Origin of the sequence: uncultured Fibrobacter sp. (assembly GCF_946062555.1) — a bacterium.
Classification (GTDB): Bacteria; Fibrobacterota; Fibrobacteria; order Fibrobacterales; family Fibrobacteraceae; genus Fibrobacter.
In genome coordinates this window covers 1-13,375 of record NZ_CAMGVQ010000024.1, presented here as the reverse complement: position 1 = coordinate 13,375, position 13,375 = coordinate 1, and the positions used below count along the sequence as shown (strand labels likewise).

The following is a 13,375-nucleotide window of genomic DNA, read 5'->3' as shown; positions in this document are numbered from 1 at the left end:
TTCGCCTAGAAGGGGAGTTGTCCCAAGAAACGCCACAGCAATACGCCTACGATCAGCGTACCCAGATAAAAACTCAGGTTGCCGCCCTGCGCGTAACGCACGAGGTCGCCCAACTTGTGGATGAACCAGATGCAGAATGCGAGGATCCCTTCGATAATGTAGTCCTGGATGAAACGGGCCACGCGGGCGATGCCGCCAATCACGAATTGACGCACCACGGCGTAGTACATCTCGTCGAAGTAGAACTTGTGGTAAACGACCTTGTAGAGTGCGCTGCGGTTGGATTCGTCGAGGGCGCGTTCCACTTTTGCCTTCGGGCTTGCGTAGAAGAACCAGGCGATTAAAAGAGCGACGGCGGCAACGGCTACAGCCACGTACGGGATCCATTCGGCGTGGGGGAGCAACACCAGTTGCGGCACGCGGAGTCTACCCGGCACAAAGTAGTGTTCGAAGATGCCCTTGCCCAGAAGGCCGCTCAACAGGGCCGGTACGGCAAGAATCACGATCGGGAGCGTCATGAAGAAGTCTTCGTGCACATGCCCTTGCTTCACCGATTCGGAACGCGGAGCGCCGTGGAACGCGAGGAAGAACAGACGGAACATGTAGAAGGTGGTGAGGCCGCTTGTGAGAATCGCGAGGCCGAAAACCACATAATGATGCCCCTGGAAGGCTGCCAAAATGATTTCGTCCTTGGAGAAGAATCCGGAGAACGGCGGAATGCCTGCGATGGCGAGCACGCAGATAAGGCTGCTCCAGTAGGTGAGCGGCATCTTCTTGCGGAGTCCGCCCATGGCGTCCAGATCGTTCGTATGCACCTGGTGAATCAGGGAACCTGCGATGAGGAACAAGGCGCACTTGAAGAAGGCGTGCGTAAAGATGTGGAAGGTGGAGGCTGTCCAGCCAGTAGCAATGACGGCATCGCCGGTTTTGCAGGCGCCAAGAGCAAACATCATGTAGCCGAGCTGCGAAAGCGTCGAGTAGGCGAGAATGCGCTTGATGTCCTTCTGCGTGCAGGCGATAACGGCTGCAAAGACCATCGTGAAGGCGCCGACCCACATAATCAGCGTGAGCGAGTTGCCGCACACGGCGAAGAACGGGAAGAGTCTTGCGACCAGATAAACGCCTGCGACCACCATGGTGGCACTATGGATGATCGAAGACACCGGAGTCGGACCTTCCATCGCGTTCGGAAGCCAGATATGCATGGGGAACATGGCGGACTTGCCCCAGCCTCCCGTAAAGATGAGGATGGAACCGAGGATGAGTGCGTCTGCTTTGCTGACCACCATCAGGCCGAGGTCTATCGTTTCTTTCTTGAAGGCGGCGAGCGTAAGGCCATTGAGGGCGAAGAAGTCGAAACTCTGCACCACGTAGCTCACGATCACGATTCCGAGCAGGAAGAAACTGTCCGCAAAACGGGTAAGAATAAAGGCCTGTTTTGATGCGCTCACAGCCGAGGGCTTGTGATACCAGAAACCGATGAGAAGGTAACTGGAAACGCCCACCAGTTCCCAGAAGATGAACATCTGGAAAAGGTTGGTGGCGGCCACGAGGCCGAGCATGCTGAAGCTGAACAGCGAAAGAATCGAGAAGAATCGGCCGGCGCTGCGGTCACCCCTCATGTAACCGATGCTGTAAATGTTCACGAGGAACGAAATCACCGTGACCACCACGAGCATCATCACCGAAAGCGGATCGATGAGCAGACCAATCTTTGCGGCGAAATTTTCCGCAAAACTCAGGAACGGGAAGTCGAACAGGACCGCTTTCTGCGGGGCGAAAGTGGAACTGAAGTAGTGTACCGCGACAATCAGCGCGGAAACCATGGCGATGCCGTTTCCGGCAACGGCGAATGCGGCGGCAGCCTTGTCGGATTTACGTCCGAGGAAAAGTCCGTTGACCGCAAAGACGATAAGCGGCATCAAGAAAATGAGATAGCTGATGGAAACGTCGTTAATCATGGAGGTCCCTCAACTGTTCTACGTCCAGGCTCTTGTAGCGGCGGTACATCGACACGATGATTGCAAGGGCAATGGCCATCTCGCAGGCGGTTACCGCAATCACGAAGATGCTGAAGAGTGCACCCGCCGTGGAGTCGCTTGCGCCGAAGTAGGCAAAAGAAATAAAGTTGATGTTCGCTGCATTCAGCATGAGTTCAATCGAAATCAGCATACCGATCAGGTGACGGCGGCGCATCAGGCCCCACACGCCAATGCCGAAAAGCAGGAATGCGAGAATAAGGCAATTCATCAGGGTCATTTTTCTTCTTCCTCCTTGCCTTTGCGGGCGATGGTGATGGCGCAAATCAGCGTCATCAGGAGAAGGATACTCACGACTTCGAACGGAATCACGAATCCGTCTTCGCCGTAGCCCAGCAGTCTAAGAGCGAATGCCTTGAGCGAAGCGTAACCTTCGGGTGCGGCAACGACGCCGTTTGAAAGTCCTTCGATGGGAAGCAGGCACTCGACCATCACGAGCACAAAGATAATCGAGAGCGCGAATGCGGCAAAGATTCTCGGAATCTTCACCGAGAACGCGTCTTCGCCGAGGCGGCTTGTCAAGAGAATCGTGAACACCATGAAAATCACGACGCCGCCCACATAGACCATCACCTGGGCGAGTGCGGTAAATTCCGCATGCAGGAGCAGGTAAAGAATCGCTGTTGCAACGAAAGAGAAAATCAGGAACACGGCACTTTGCAAGATGTTCTTGACGGCGACCGTGCAGACGGCGGTCCCAAGGATGATAAAGGCTACCAGATAGAACGCCAAATCCATTCCACCCATCGGGAAGGCGACGTTCTGCGGGATAAGCCCTGCCAATAGATTCTGGATCATTAGCCTTGACCCTCCTTTTTGTTAAGAATCATTTCGAGCGTATTCGGGTCGGTCGTGGCGACTTCGAATGCCTGGCTCATGCGGATAGCGCCAAACGGGCAGGCTTCGACGCAGAGCCCGCATTGGGTGCAGCTCGCGAAGTGATAGACGTAGCGACCGAGTACCTTCTTGCCTGCGATGTTCTTGGTCGAAAGCACGTTGATCGAGGCGTTCGGGCAGGCGCGTTCGCACATGCCGCAAGCGGTGCAGTGGTTGTTGCCTTCGGCGTCTTCGATCATTTCGAGGCGGCCGCGGTAACGTTCGTGCATCTTGAGCGTCTTCCTGTTTTCAGGATACTGCTCGGTCACGATGCGTCTGGGGTCAAAGAAATACTTGAGCGAAACGGACAGACCGCAAATCAGGCTCCACGGGCCCGTGATGCAGCGCTTCAGGTAACGCTTGATGTACTTGCGTGTTGAAAGTCTTTCTTGCATATTATCCTACAAAAATCATCCACACGGCGCCGGCGGCGAGGAGCACCAGGTTCACCGGCAAAAGGAATTTCCATTCAAAGTCCATAAGCTGGTCCACACGCGGGCGCACAAATGTCCAGCGCACCATCATGTAGCACCAAATCATAAAGTAAATCTTCGCGAAGAGCCACACGACTCCGGGCACCATCTGCAGAATGCCATCGATAGCGGCAACGCCGATGCAGGGCGCATGGAATCCACCCAGGAAGCAGGTGGCGGCGAGTGCCGAGTTCGTCACCAGTGCGATGTATTCGGCCAGGTAGAACATGGCAAACGGGGTGCCGTTGTATTCCGTGTGGTAACCGCCGGTGAGTTCCTGTTCCGCTTCGGCGATGTCGAAGGGAGCGCGGTTCATTTCGGCGGTACTCGAAATAAAGAAGAGAATAAAGGCGATAAAGCCGAGTACCGGAATCTTGAAGATAAACCAGTCGAGAACCGTGCCGTCCTGGGCCTGGGCGATATCCATCAGGTTCGTAGATCCCGAAATCATCACGACGAACAAAAGAATCATCGCGAATGAAATTTCGTAGCTGATCATCTGGGCGCCACTACGCAAAGCTCCAAGCAAGGAATACTTGTTGTTGCTGCTCCAGCCGCCAAGCAAAATGCCCAGCACGCCAAAACCGTTCACTGCGATAATCATCGGAATGCCCATATCGATGTCGGCGACAATCAGGTTGTGGTCGAACGGAATCAGGGCTGCGATAATGAACGGGGCAATCAGCACAATTAGCGGAGCCACATAGAACATCAGTTTGTCGGCGCCGCTTGGGGAATAGACTTCCTTGAAGAGCATCTTGATCACGTCGGCGATCGTCTGGATGGTGCCGTGCCAGCCGAGGCGCATGGGTCCTAAGCGGCATTGCACGTGGGCGCAAACCTTACGTTCCATGTAAATCAAGATCGGGGCAGAACCGATATTCACGGCGCAGACTGCGATAATGCAGAGGAGCGCATTAATCAAGAAGGCGGCAATGCTGTCGAGGGTTGCGTTGTGCAAAGCGTCCGGCAAATAAGCGGTAAGCTTCGGAACCCATTCGCGAATAAAGTCGCCTACAGGATGTGTAATGGAAGGTACAAACATATATTACCTGTCAATTTCGGGAATCACCGGGTCAAGCGTTGCCATAATGGTCACAAGGTCCGAAATCTTGTGACCCTGCGCCATCTTGTTGAGGGCGGCAATATGCGGAAAACTGGGCCCTCGCGTGTGAATACGGTATGGCTTTTCGCCGATCGTGGCTGCAACCACGTAAGTGGCGTACAGTCCCTTTGCTGTTTCAATTTCGCTGTAGTAGCGACCGACCGGAAGTCGTACCGGCTTTTCCTTGGCTCTCCACGGTCCTTCTTTAGGGAACTTTTCGATGCACTGGTACAGAATGCGCATGGACTCGTGGATTTCGGCGATACGTACCGTATAACGGTCGTAGCAGTCGCCGGTGTAGGTCACGGGCACGTCGAACTGCAGCTGGTCGTAAATGCTGTAGGGGTTCGCCTTGCGGACGTCGAAGTCGACGCCGCTTGCGCGGAGCACTGGGCCGGAGCATCCGTAAGCGATGGCGTCTTCGGCGGAAAGGATGCCGATGCCCTTGCTTCGTTCGAGTACGATGATGTTCTTCGAAAGGAACCTTTCGTAGTCCTTCATGGCGCCTTCGAGGTGCTTGAGGAACGCCTTCACGCGGTCAATAAAGTTTTCGGGAACGTCAAAGCGGCTGCCACCCGGTCTAAAGAAGTTGGTGGTGAGGCGCGACCCGGTGACTTCTTCGAGGATGTCGTGGATCATTTCGCGTTCCTTGAAACCGAACAGCAAGCAGGTCTGGCCGCCCAAGTCGCCGCCGAAGCAGCCGAAGAACACCAGGTGGCTCGCGATACGTCCCAGCTCCGAAAGCATCACGCGGATGTATTCGGCCTTTTCGGTAACGCCTATGTTCATGCCTTTTTCAAGTGCAATCACGACCCCCAGGTTGTTCTGGATGGCCGTCAGGTAATCCTGGCGGTCGGACATCGCTATGTACTGCAGGTAGCTCATGGATTCCGCCTGCTTTTCCATGCCACGGTGGATGTAGCCGAAATGCGGTACGATTTCTACAATCGTTTCACCGTCCATACGCAGGGCTAGGCGGAGTGCACCGTGGGTACTCGGGTGCTGCGGACCCATGTTGATGAAAAATTCTTCGGTATTGGTATCGCGGGTAATCTTGAATCCCGGCGGGAGTCTTGTCATACTCATACGGGCCTCTTGATCATTTGCGGGTGGGTAAAGTCCTTGCGCAAGGGGTAACCTACAAAGTCCTTGTCCAGGAAAATGCGGCGCAGGTCGGGGTGCCCTTCAAAGTTGATGCCGAACATGTCGTAGACTTCGCGTTCCTTGACTTCGGCACCCGGGTACAGGTGGCTGATGGTCGGAACGCTTCCGAGCAGCGCTGTGGGGCGTTCTTCTTCGGGAATGTCGAAGTTCTTCTTGATTTGCACGCAGAAGAAGACCTTGTGGCCCTTTTCGATACTGCGGAGCTGCGTCACCATGTCAAAGTGGTCGTCGTAGTCGATTGCCGTGACGTCGATCAGGTAATTCATCTTGAATTCGGGATCGTTTTTTACGTATTCCACGGCGGGCAAGTAGTCTTCGACGCTGATCATCACTTCGAGCGGACGGTCAGCGGGCATGGCGGCCACCACATCTTCGATGGGGTCTTCGCTGTGTGTATGCACGGTGATGTCCGGGAACTTCGCCTTGAGTTTCTTGTAAATGTCGAGCTGGCTTAAACCAAAGCGCTTGCAGGCGACACGCTCGACTTCGGGGAAGTCTTCCTTTTTCACGCGCACGGGCTTGAAGCTGCTCTTGTAATCCGGATTTTCTTCCTTGAACTTCGCGCGGGCTTCGGCCATTTCTTCGTCCTTGATGCGTTCAAGGGCGGCCCAGGTCTTCGCGGCTTCGCGGTAGCGGTCCATGGTCGAAACGTCCTTCGGTTCGCCTTCGTGCCAGGGGGCGCGGCAGGTTTCTTTCAAAATCTTTTCGCGGAGCGTGAGTAGACCGTGGAACAGAGCTTCTGGGCGAGGCGGGCAGCCGGGAACGAATACGTCCACCGGAATCAGGTTCTGCGCCCCGCGCACCACAGCGTAGTTGTCGTAAATGAAGGGGCCACCGCTGATGGTGCAGGCGCCCATCGCGAGCACGTACTTGGGACCCGGCATCTGTTCCCAGAGCATCTGGAGAGCGGGCGCCATACGGCGGGTAATGGTTCCTGCGATAATGAAAAGGTCCGCCTGGCGGGGCGAAGCTCGGAACACTTCGGAACCAAATCGGGCGATATCGTAGCGAGCCATGGAGCTACTCATCATTTCGATGGCGCAGCAGCTGGTGCCGTAGGTGAGCGGCCAAATGGAGTTTGCACGAGCCCAGTTGACAACGTAGTCAACCGCGTTGACGAGGTACTTTCCACCGGGTATCGGATCTAAAATCTTAGGAGCTAGGTTTATAATTCCCATAGGGTTATTCCCACTTAAGGATTCCTTTCTTCCAGGCGTAGGCAAGTCCCGAAACGAGAATTGCCATGAAAATGACTAAGTCGATAATGACAATGGAAGGGGTGAGAATCGTGCCTCCAGCCATAATCTCCTTGAAGTTCGCCATGACGGGGAACAGGAACAGCGCTTCGATGTCGAAAACGAGGAACAGCAGCGCAAACAGGTAGTAACCCACCTTGAACTGGATTCGGGCGTTTCCGATGGTTTCCATACCGCATTCGTAGGGCGCCATCTTGTTCTTGGTATTCTTGGTGCGGTAACCGAGCAGTACCCCCGTAATGGTGGCCGCCGCCGCGATAAACGCGCCCAGAAAAAGGAAAATGGATAGGATGATATATTCTGACATATTATTTCTCGCGGCTTCGCCGCAGTTGGTAGAACTTAGAAAAAATGATTTGTCTTCTAAGCTCTAATTTTTTTTTCTAATAGAAATTCTGCAGCTCCTGTACGGTTCCGAAGATCGTATTGCCAATCTGGAATCGGTCTAGTACGTGTTTAAGCAAATCTTTGAATTCATCCAAGGTCGCTGCGTTCATTTCGTTCAGCTTTTCCTGAATGGCGTTCACATAGCCTGAGGCAACAGGCTTGGTTTTGAGGTCCTGCATTTCGCCGGCCCACTGTTGCAGCATCTGGTCGGTGTCAATACGGGCGATAACATAGTGTGTGGTCGAAAGCATCTCCTGCAAAAAATGGACCAGGAAGATTTCTTCTTGCAATATACCCCAACGCTTGTCCTTGGAATACATTGCCTTGTTTTCGTTCTTGCCGTAAAAGATTGCCGCCTGGGCATATTCGAGGCAGGTCATGATCAGCCTTTCGTAGCGCTTGATTTCCTTGCTCAGGCTCTGGAACCAGATGGTGTCAGCCACCGGATTCGGTTCCTTGTGGTCTGAGATTTCGTTCGGAAAAATTGCCCTAAACGCGTAATAGACTTCTTCGTAATAGCGGTTGCGCATACGACAGTTGAAGGCGCGGTTCTTTAAGGTATAGTCGCTATGGTGGAGTTTACTTATCATGATTTGACCACCTGTTTTACGCCGTTTATGTTCTTGATAGCGGTGATAATGGAATCGACCTGTTCCTTGCGGAAAGCCTTGAACACGAGCCTAATGCGGCCTGAATAATGCTTGCTTGCCGAGGTGACCCTTTCGAGGAACACATTCGCGCGCTTGAGTTCTTGCAGCACGTCGAAGGTGATGTTCTTGCGGTTCTCGGTCTCGATGGTCAGGTGCGCCTCGAAAGAATGCTTGATGTCTTCGCTCCATTCGACGGCGATGCGCTGTTCCATGGGCAGGTTCTTGAGTTGCGGGCAGTCCGTATTGTGGACTTCGATACCGATTTTCGGGCGCAATACGCCGACAATCGGGTCGCCGGGCACGGGACTGCAGCATTTGGCAAAATGCACCACCAAGCTGGTTTCCTGGCCAATTTGCAGGGGCATTTCATCTTTGCGGTCGGCCTTTATGTCCTTGTTGAACATGGGGAAGAACCTAAGCGAGTTCGATTCCTTGGTCGTGGTTTCGCCATCGTTTAAGAATCGTTGGATGTCCGCCAGCGGAAGTTCGCCCTGGCCGAGTCTTTCGTAGAAGTCGTCGATCGTGGGCGTTCCAAAATACTTGCAGATGCTTTCTTCGGAAGGACGCTTGACCTTTTCGATCTTTTGTAGGCGGAGCTCGCGGTCCCAGATTTCCTTGCCGAGGTCGCGCGCCTGTTTCATAATGCTGCTTTTCATCCAGCGGCGCAGTTCCTGCTTGGCCTTTACGGTTTTCACCATGTCGAGCCATTCGGGGCTCGGTTCCTGGTTAGGGCTCTTGAGAACCTGGATGGTGGCGCCGTGTTCGACGACTGTATCGAGGTTCACCACCTCATCGTTGATCTTGGCACCGATGCAGTGCAGGCCGAGTTCGGTATGGACTGCAAAGGCGAAGTCCAAAACGATGGATCCCTGCGGGAGTTCAATCGAGGTGCCCTTGGGGGTAAACACGGTCATGCCGGTGGGCTTCAAGTCCACCTTCAAGAAGTCGAGGTATTCCTTGGAGTCCGAAATTTCGGACTGGAGCTTTACCATGTGGTTCAGCCATTCCAGTTCTTCTCCCTCGTGCTGGGTTTCCATTTTGTAGGCCCAGTGGGCGGCGAATCCCTTTTCGGCGGTCAGGTCCATGTCCTTGGTACGGATCTGGACTTCGACCATCTTGTTTTCGGGGCCGATTACGGTGGTGTGGATGCTCTGGTAAAGATTCGGTTTCGGGGTCGCGATGTAGTCCTTGAAGCGACTCTGCAGCGGGGTCCACAGGTTGTGGACGTAGCCCAAGGCCAGGTAGCATTCGGGAATCGTCTCTACAATAATGCGGATGGCGAAGATGTCAAAAATGTCCTCGAACTGGCATCCGCGGCTAAGCATCTTGTTGTAGATGCTGTAAATGTTCTTGGTGCGCCCCTGGATGGTGCAGTCGAAGTCTTCGAGAGCCATCTTGATCTGCAACGGGCCGATGACCGACTGGATATACTTTTCGCGGGATTCCTTGTTCTCGATGAGCAAGTCTACCAGTTTCTGGTATTCGTCGGGATTGACATATTTGAAACTTAGGTCTTCCAGCTCGTTTTTCAGCTTGTAGAGGCCGAAACGGTGGGTGAGCGGAATGTAGATGTCGAGAGTTTCCTGTGCGATGATCTGCCTTTTTTCGGGCTTCATGTATCGCATGGTGCGCATGTTGTGGATGCGGTCTGCGATCTTGATCATGATAACCCGGGGGTCTTTCGCCATGGCGATGATCAGCTTACGGTAGGTTTCCGCTTTCTGGGCGGTCTTGCTCGATTCCTGGGCGGCCGTAATCTTGGTAACGGCATCGACCATAAAGGCGGTGTCGTTTCCGAATTTTTCGGCAATTTCTTCAAGGGAGTGGTTGGTATCTTCAACCACGTCGTGGAGTAGCCCTGCGAGAACCGTTGACTGGTCTTGTTTTAGGTCTGCAAGAATTTTGGCTACTTCGTAGGGATGCTCGGTGTAGGGCATTCCGCTCTTGCGGTACTGCCCCTCGTGAGCCTCTGCAATAAAGGCAACAGCTTTTTCTAGAATCCCACGATCCAGGTTAGGATTCTTCTTTAGAAGCACATCGATAATGTGCGTTTGATTTGATGTCAGGCTCGTTTGATCCATCACCCTAAATAATATCTAAAAATTGGTGCATTGATGTATGCAAATTTTCGAAATAAGCGAAAAATAAGGGTTTTTTGAGTATCGACTCTTTCTTTTGCGAATGAATAAACTGTTGTAATGGCGAACAACACTTTGTCTTTACGAAATATTTGATATAGGAAGCTAAAAACCTATTTTGTTTACAGGCCATAACGCCCAATAGCTAGGGAGTGGTTTGGAAAATAGATGACCGTTGGGGATTGTTTGGGGGTTAAGAACAATGCTGCGGTCATGCCCTAGCCCCAGCAGGAAATCCTGTCGGGAAAAGCCGTGTCCGACTTGCGGCACACGGCTTTTTTTGTATAATGACCGCACGAGCTGCAAACGAGTTGTTTTATGCCCCGGCGTCTTCAAGACGTTTTACATGGCAGTATGCAAGCTCTTTGGTTTTTTCATCACGGAGATGCAGGCTGGAGCCTTCGCAGTAGCGCCAGTACTTGCAGGTCTTGCAGTCGCCAATTTTTGCCCAGCTGCGGTCGCGCATCACCTGGTAGCGGTTCTGCCATACGTCCCAGAGGTCGTCCTTGTAGATGTTGCCTTGTATGTAGTCGCCGCGCAGGCTCGGGCATGCCGAGATGCTGCCGTCGCAAAGCACTGAAGAAACGTTCACGCCGGCACGGCAGAAGAACGGGTAGTTGCGGGCGTCCTTCTCGTAGCTCCCGAGGAACCCTTCGCAGCCGTAGTTCACGTTGATGACGTTCAGCATCTTCACTTCGCGGATGAAGTCGAACACCTGGCGGAATTCCTGGTTCGTGAGCTGGAACAGCGGATTGTCTTTCGCGCGGCCCTTCGGGAACACCGTCGCGATTCTCCAGCGTTTCACGCCGATTTTTAAAAGCATATCGAGAATCTTCGGGAGTTCCTTGAGGTTCTCTCGGTTCACGCAGGTCATCACATCGAAGGTGAGGCCTTCGGTGTGAGCGGCCATGTCGATGGCGCGCAACGCTCGCTCAAAGCTATGCGGGTCGCCGCGGAAATGGTTGTGACTCTCTTGCAAGCCGTCGAGGCTGATGGTGAGCGAGCGGAGCCCTGCGTTCAGCAGCTTGGTGTAGCGTTCGGGGGTCATCGCAAGGCCGTTGCTGACCATTCCCCAGGGGTAGCCGCGTTTTTTGATTTCCATGCCGCATTCTTCAAGGTCCTGGCGCATCAAGGGTTCGCCGCCGGTAATCACTACGATAAAGTGCTTCGGGTCGATGTGCGGGGCGAGTTTATCCAGCACGCCCATGAAGTCTTCGCGGGGCATGTCGGGGATGGCGTCTTTCACGCAGTCGCTACCGCAATGCAGGCAGTGCAGGTTGCAGCGGAGCGTGCATTCCCAGAAAAAGTACGTGAGCGGATGCGCCTTGATTTCGTTGTGGCGGTAAAGGCGGTATGCTTCGAAAGCGAGTTTCTTTTTAAGAGAAAGTTGCATAAAAATGTGGAGTGTGATTAGGGGTTCTCCGGGCAGTCGATGATGGGGTGGCAGATTGTTTCTTTTCTTTCGGTTCCGGTTGCCAAATCTGTTAGGGTTTCTTCATAGCAAATGTCTGGCCCTATATATTTACAGTTCTCGATGCCGCAGCCGTTTCCATATTCAGAATCTGCAAGATACGGAGCTTGTATATTCAGATTATTGTGAGAAATTTCGCTACGAATATCTGCATCCTCATAATAAATTTTTGGATGCCGAAGATATCTTATGTCGTTGTCGCATTCGATAATGTCGAATTCTTTGCCATTCTTTGTGACAGCTGTTGCGTTATAACAATGAGTTGAAAAACATCCGTAACCTGCTACGGCATCATCCTTGTTTTCGCATCCGCCCCAAATAAGAGTGAGGCTTGACAAGAATATGAATTTTAAAAATTTATAGAACACTTTACTCATCATCCATTATCAGTCATCAATTATCAATCGCCATTCAAGCACTTGTTAATCCGTTCCTGGATTTCCTTCATCTTGTCTTCATAGACCTTCTGGAGTTCTTCGTCCAGGGCGGGCTTGTTTGCTACCCACTCTTCCTTCATCTTCAGGAACTGGGCGTATTCATCGCTGGGCCTGGTGGTACCGTCGCTGCAGGATTCTACGGCATTTTGTATAACCGTTGGGGCCCCGTAAAGCGCCACGAAACGCTCGAGTTCCATGCGCAGGTGTTCAAGACACATGGGCGTTTCTGCCAAGGTGGCCTTGATGGAGTCAATCTTTGCTGCAGCATCGTGCTTGGCCGCTTCCTCTTTCCAGAATTTGGCTTTGTCTGCGCTGTAATCGTTGGGGAAATACGATACACTGGAATCCATGGGGGTGCAAAATACCGTCGAAGGGTCGCTGGAACTGGACTGTGCATCATTTGCGTCGCTGCTGCTTTCGGGTGCAGGCGCACAAATATCGTCGGGACAGCCATAAAGAACGACTTCCGATGAAGATGCTGAATCATCGCAACCAGCCCAGAACAGGGCGGTCAGCGCAAGTGCAAATTTTTTCCAATGCTTGTAGAACATGTTTCCTCCGTTTGGCCTGTTGGGCCTCCATTTAGACATAAATATATACAAAATAAGACTCTTCAGCAACTATAGGGAGTCTAGTTGTTGCTGATGGACAAAATTGTGTGATTTATGATGTGAAACCCTGCTATTCCTTAGCGGTGATAAAGTCTGTTGTATAGAACTTCATAAGTTCTCCTTCGTTTGTATTGTGTGTAAATATATAAAGTGGAATGGGCGATGTATGTTAGACTTTTTTAAAGGGGTATTTTGGAGGCTTGTACCTATAAAAATGGGATTGATGCTTGTTTTATAGGTGTATTTTTAATTTGTATGTACTGTTGCGGAATTTTTTTAGCTTCTATTTACATATAAAGAAGCTTATTATTGCTGTTTTATAGGTACTGTTGGCATCGAAAAAGAATAAATTATGAGGTAATTTATCTGAAATGTACATATAAAAATGCTGCTGACGAGAGATTTATAGGTACAAGATGCCAAAATCATGTATTTTTTTTGGAGAAAAAGGCTGAATTACGAAAGGATATGGGTTTATTGCAGCATTATTTGTTGTTGTGTTTCTTGTTGCCTGCTGCGGCGACGGTTCCTCGACTGCTGCAAACGAAAATTCAAACGGTGCCGGCAGCGAATTCGATGCTTCCTCGAATACCCTCAAAGACTCTCGCGACGGCAAGACTTACAAGACCGTGAAAATTGGCAATCGAGTTTGGATGGCCGAAAACCTTGATTATGAAACGGCCAACAGCATCTGCGGAGATGATTATTCCGGAGCGGCGGAGCCGCCAGTCCGGAAAAATGGGAGCCACCATTCCAGACCTAGAGAGC

The 13,375-nt window shown here is 52.2% G+C and carries 14 protein-coding genes; 1 reads left to right on the top strand and 13 read right to left on the bottom strand.

Annotated elements, in window-relative coordinates; genetic code table 11:
• Nucleotides 1-5: 5 nt before the first annotated feature.
• The 13 genes from nuoL to Q0P86_RS08750 all read right to left on the bottom strand — a co-directional run bounded on the left by nuoL (nucleotide 6) and on the right by Q0P86_RS08750 (nucleotide 12,547).
• Nucleotides 6-1,961: an NADH-quinone oxidoreductase subunit L gene (nuoL, locus tag Q0P86_RS08810; protein WP_290993349.1), complete on the bottom strand. Its 1,956-nt coding sequence runs from the start codon at nucleotides 1,959-1,961 to the stop codon at nucleotides 6-8.
• Nucleotides 1,954-2,259 carry an NADH-quinone oxidoreductase subunit NuoK gene (nuoK, locus tag Q0P86_RS08805; protein WP_290993347.1) on the bottom strand — a complete coding sequence of 102 codons (306 nt, stop codon included), beginning with the start codon at nucleotides 2,257-2,259 and terminating at the stop codon, nucleotides 1,954-1,956. The genes nuoL and nuoK overlap by 8 nt, the downstream gene beginning before the upstream one ends.
• The gene (locus tag Q0P86_RS08800; protein ID WP_291024551.1) at nucleotides 2,256-2,837 is read right to left on the bottom strand and encodes an NADH-quinone oxidoreductase subunit J; all 582 of its coding nucleotides are present in this window, start codon (nucleotides 2,835-2,837) and stop codon (nucleotides 2,256-2,258) included. The genes nuoK and Q0P86_RS08800 overlap by 4 nt, the downstream gene beginning before the upstream one ends.
• Nucleotides 2,837-3,310 (bottom strand): 4Fe-4S binding protein, encoded by a 474-nt coding sequence (locus Q0P86_RS08795; protein WP_290993343.1) that lies wholly within the window; start codon nucleotides 3,308-3,310, stop codon nucleotides 2,837-2,839. The genes Q0P86_RS08800 and Q0P86_RS08795 overlap by 1 nt, the downstream gene beginning before the upstream one ends.
• 1 nt (nucleotide 3,311) lies before the next feature.
• The gene (locus tag Q0P86_RS08790) at nucleotides 3,312-4,433 is read right to left on the bottom strand and encodes a complex I subunit 1 family protein (RefSeq protein ID WP_290993340.1); all 1,122 of its coding nucleotides are present in this window, start codon (nucleotides 4,431-4,433) and stop codon (nucleotides 3,312-3,314) included.
• 3 nt (nucleotides 4,434-4,436) lie between these two features.
• The gene (locus Q0P86_RS08785; RefSeq protein WP_290993336.1) at nucleotides 4,437-5,579 is read right to left on the bottom strand and encodes an NADH-quinone oxidoreductase subunit D; all 1,143 of its coding nucleotides are present in this window, start codon (nucleotides 5,577-5,579) and stop codon (nucleotides 4,437-4,439) included.
• Nucleotides 5,576-6,835 carry an NADH-quinone oxidoreductase subunit NuoB gene (nuoB, locus tag Q0P86_RS08780; protein WP_295038868.1) on the bottom strand — a complete coding sequence of 420 codons (1,260 nt, stop codon included), beginning with the start codon at nucleotides 6,833-6,835 and terminating at the stop codon, nucleotides 5,576-5,578. The genes Q0P86_RS08785 and nuoB overlap by 4 nt, the downstream gene beginning before the upstream one ends.
• A 4-nt stretch (nucleotides 6,836-6,839) precedes the next feature.
• Nucleotides 6,840-7,220, bottom strand: a complete 381-nt coding sequence (locus Q0P86_RS08775) for an NADH-quinone oxidoreductase subunit A (protein ID WP_295038866.1) — start codon at nucleotides 7,218-7,220, stop codon at nucleotides 6,840-6,842.
• Between the two features lie 76 nt (nucleotides 7,221-7,296).
• The gene (locus Q0P86_RS08770) at nucleotides 7,297-7,890 is read right to left on the bottom strand and encodes a hypothetical protein (protein WP_295038864.1); all 594 of its coding nucleotides are present in this window, start codon (nucleotides 7,888-7,890) and stop codon (nucleotides 7,297-7,299) included.
• Nucleotides 7,887-10,031 (bottom strand): bifunctional (p)ppGpp synthetase/guanosine-3',5'-bis(diphosphate) 3'-pyrophosphohydrolase, encoded by a 2,145-nt coding sequence (locus tag Q0P86_RS08765; RefSeq protein ID WP_295038862.1) that lies wholly within the window; start codon nucleotides 10,029-10,031, stop codon nucleotides 7,887-7,889. The genes Q0P86_RS08770 and Q0P86_RS08765 overlap by 4 nt, the downstream gene beginning before the upstream one ends.
• A gap of 373 nt (nucleotides 10,032-10,404) precedes the next feature.
• Nucleotides 10,405-11,481 carry a TIGR04133 family radical SAM/SPASM protein gene (locus Q0P86_RS08760; RefSeq protein WP_294983104.1) on the bottom strand — a complete coding sequence of 359 codons (1,077 nt, stop codon included), beginning with the start codon at nucleotides 11,479-11,481 and terminating at the stop codon, nucleotides 10,405-10,407.
• Nucleotides 11,482-11,498: 17 nt separating this feature from the next.
• Complete coding sequence (locus Q0P86_RS08755) at nucleotides 11,499-11,939, bottom strand: hypothetical protein (RefSeq protein ID WP_295038860.1); 441 nt, start codon at nucleotides 11,937-11,939, stop codon at nucleotides 11,499-11,501.
• 20 nt (nucleotides 11,940-11,959) lie between these two features.
• The gene (locus Q0P86_RS08750; protein WP_291022856.1) at nucleotides 11,960-12,547 is read right to left on the bottom strand and encodes a hypothetical protein; all 588 of its coding nucleotides are present in this window, start codon (nucleotides 12,545-12,547) and stop codon (nucleotides 11,960-11,962) included.
• A 557-nt stretch (nucleotides 12,548-13,104) separates the two neighbouring features.
• Here Q0P86_RS08750 and Q0P86_RS08745 point away from each other — a divergent pair.
• The coding region (locus Q0P86_RS08745; protein WP_295038857.1) for an FISUMP domain-containing protein at nucleotides 13,105-13,375 on the top strand (271 nt) is incomplete at its 3' end.

What these genes read in the sequence shown, in the direction of transcription:
- nuoK (WP_290993347.1), bottom strand. Translation starts at nt 2,259, where the DNA reads ATGACCCTGATGAATTGCCTTATTCTCGCATTCCTGCTTTTCGGCATT.
- Q0P86_RS08800 (WP_291024551.1), bottom strand. Translation starts at nt 2,837, where the DNA reads ATGATCCAGAATCTATTGGCAGGGCTTATCCCGCAGAACGTCGCCTTC.
- Q0P86_RS08775 (WP_295038866.1), bottom strand. Translation starts at nt 7,220, where the DNA reads ATGTCAGAATATATCATCCTATCCATTTTCCTTTTTCTGGGCGCGTTT.
- Q0P86_RS08785 (WP_290993336.1), bottom strand. Translation starts at nt 5,579, where the DNA reads ATGAGTATGACAAGACTCCCGCCGGGATTCAAGATTACCCGCGATACC.
- Q0P86_RS08765 (WP_295038862.1), bottom strand. Translation starts at nt 10,031, where the DNA reads ATGGATCAAACGAGCCTGACATCAAATCAAACGCACATTATCGATGTG.
- Q0P86_RS08790 (WP_290993340.1), bottom strand. Translation starts at nt 4,433, where the DNA reads ATGTTTGTACCTTCCATTACACATCCTGTAGGCGACTTTATTCGCGAA.
- Q0P86_RS08770 (WP_295038864.1), bottom strand. Translation starts at nt 7,890, where the DNA reads ATGATAAGTAAACTCCACCATAGCGACTATACCTTAAAGAACCGCGCC.
- Q0P86_RS08755 (WP_295038860.1), bottom strand. Translation starts at nt 11,939, where the DNA reads ATGATGAGTAAAGTGTTCTATAAATTTTTAAAATTCATATTCTTGTCA.
- nuoL (WP_290993349.1), bottom strand. Translation starts at nt 1,961, where the DNA reads ATGATTAACGACGTTTCCATCAGCTATCTCATTTTCTTGATGCCGCTT.
- nuoB (WP_295038868.1), bottom strand. Translation starts at nt 6,835, where the DNA reads ATGGGAATTATAAACCTAGCTCCTAAGATTTTAGATCCGATACCCGGT.
- Q0P86_RS08760 (WP_294983104.1), bottom strand. Translation starts at nt 11,481, where the DNA reads ATGCAACTTTCTCTTAAAAAGAAACTCGCTTTCGAAGCATACCGCCTT.
- Q0P86_RS08750 (WP_291022856.1), bottom strand. Translation starts at nt 12,547, where the DNA reads ATGTTCTACAAGCATTGGAAAAAATTTGCACTTGCGCTGACCGCCCTG.
- Q0P86_RS08795 (WP_290993343.1), bottom strand. Translation starts at nt 3,310, where the DNA reads ATGCAAGAAAGACTTTCAACACGCAAGTACATCAAGCGTTACCTGAAG.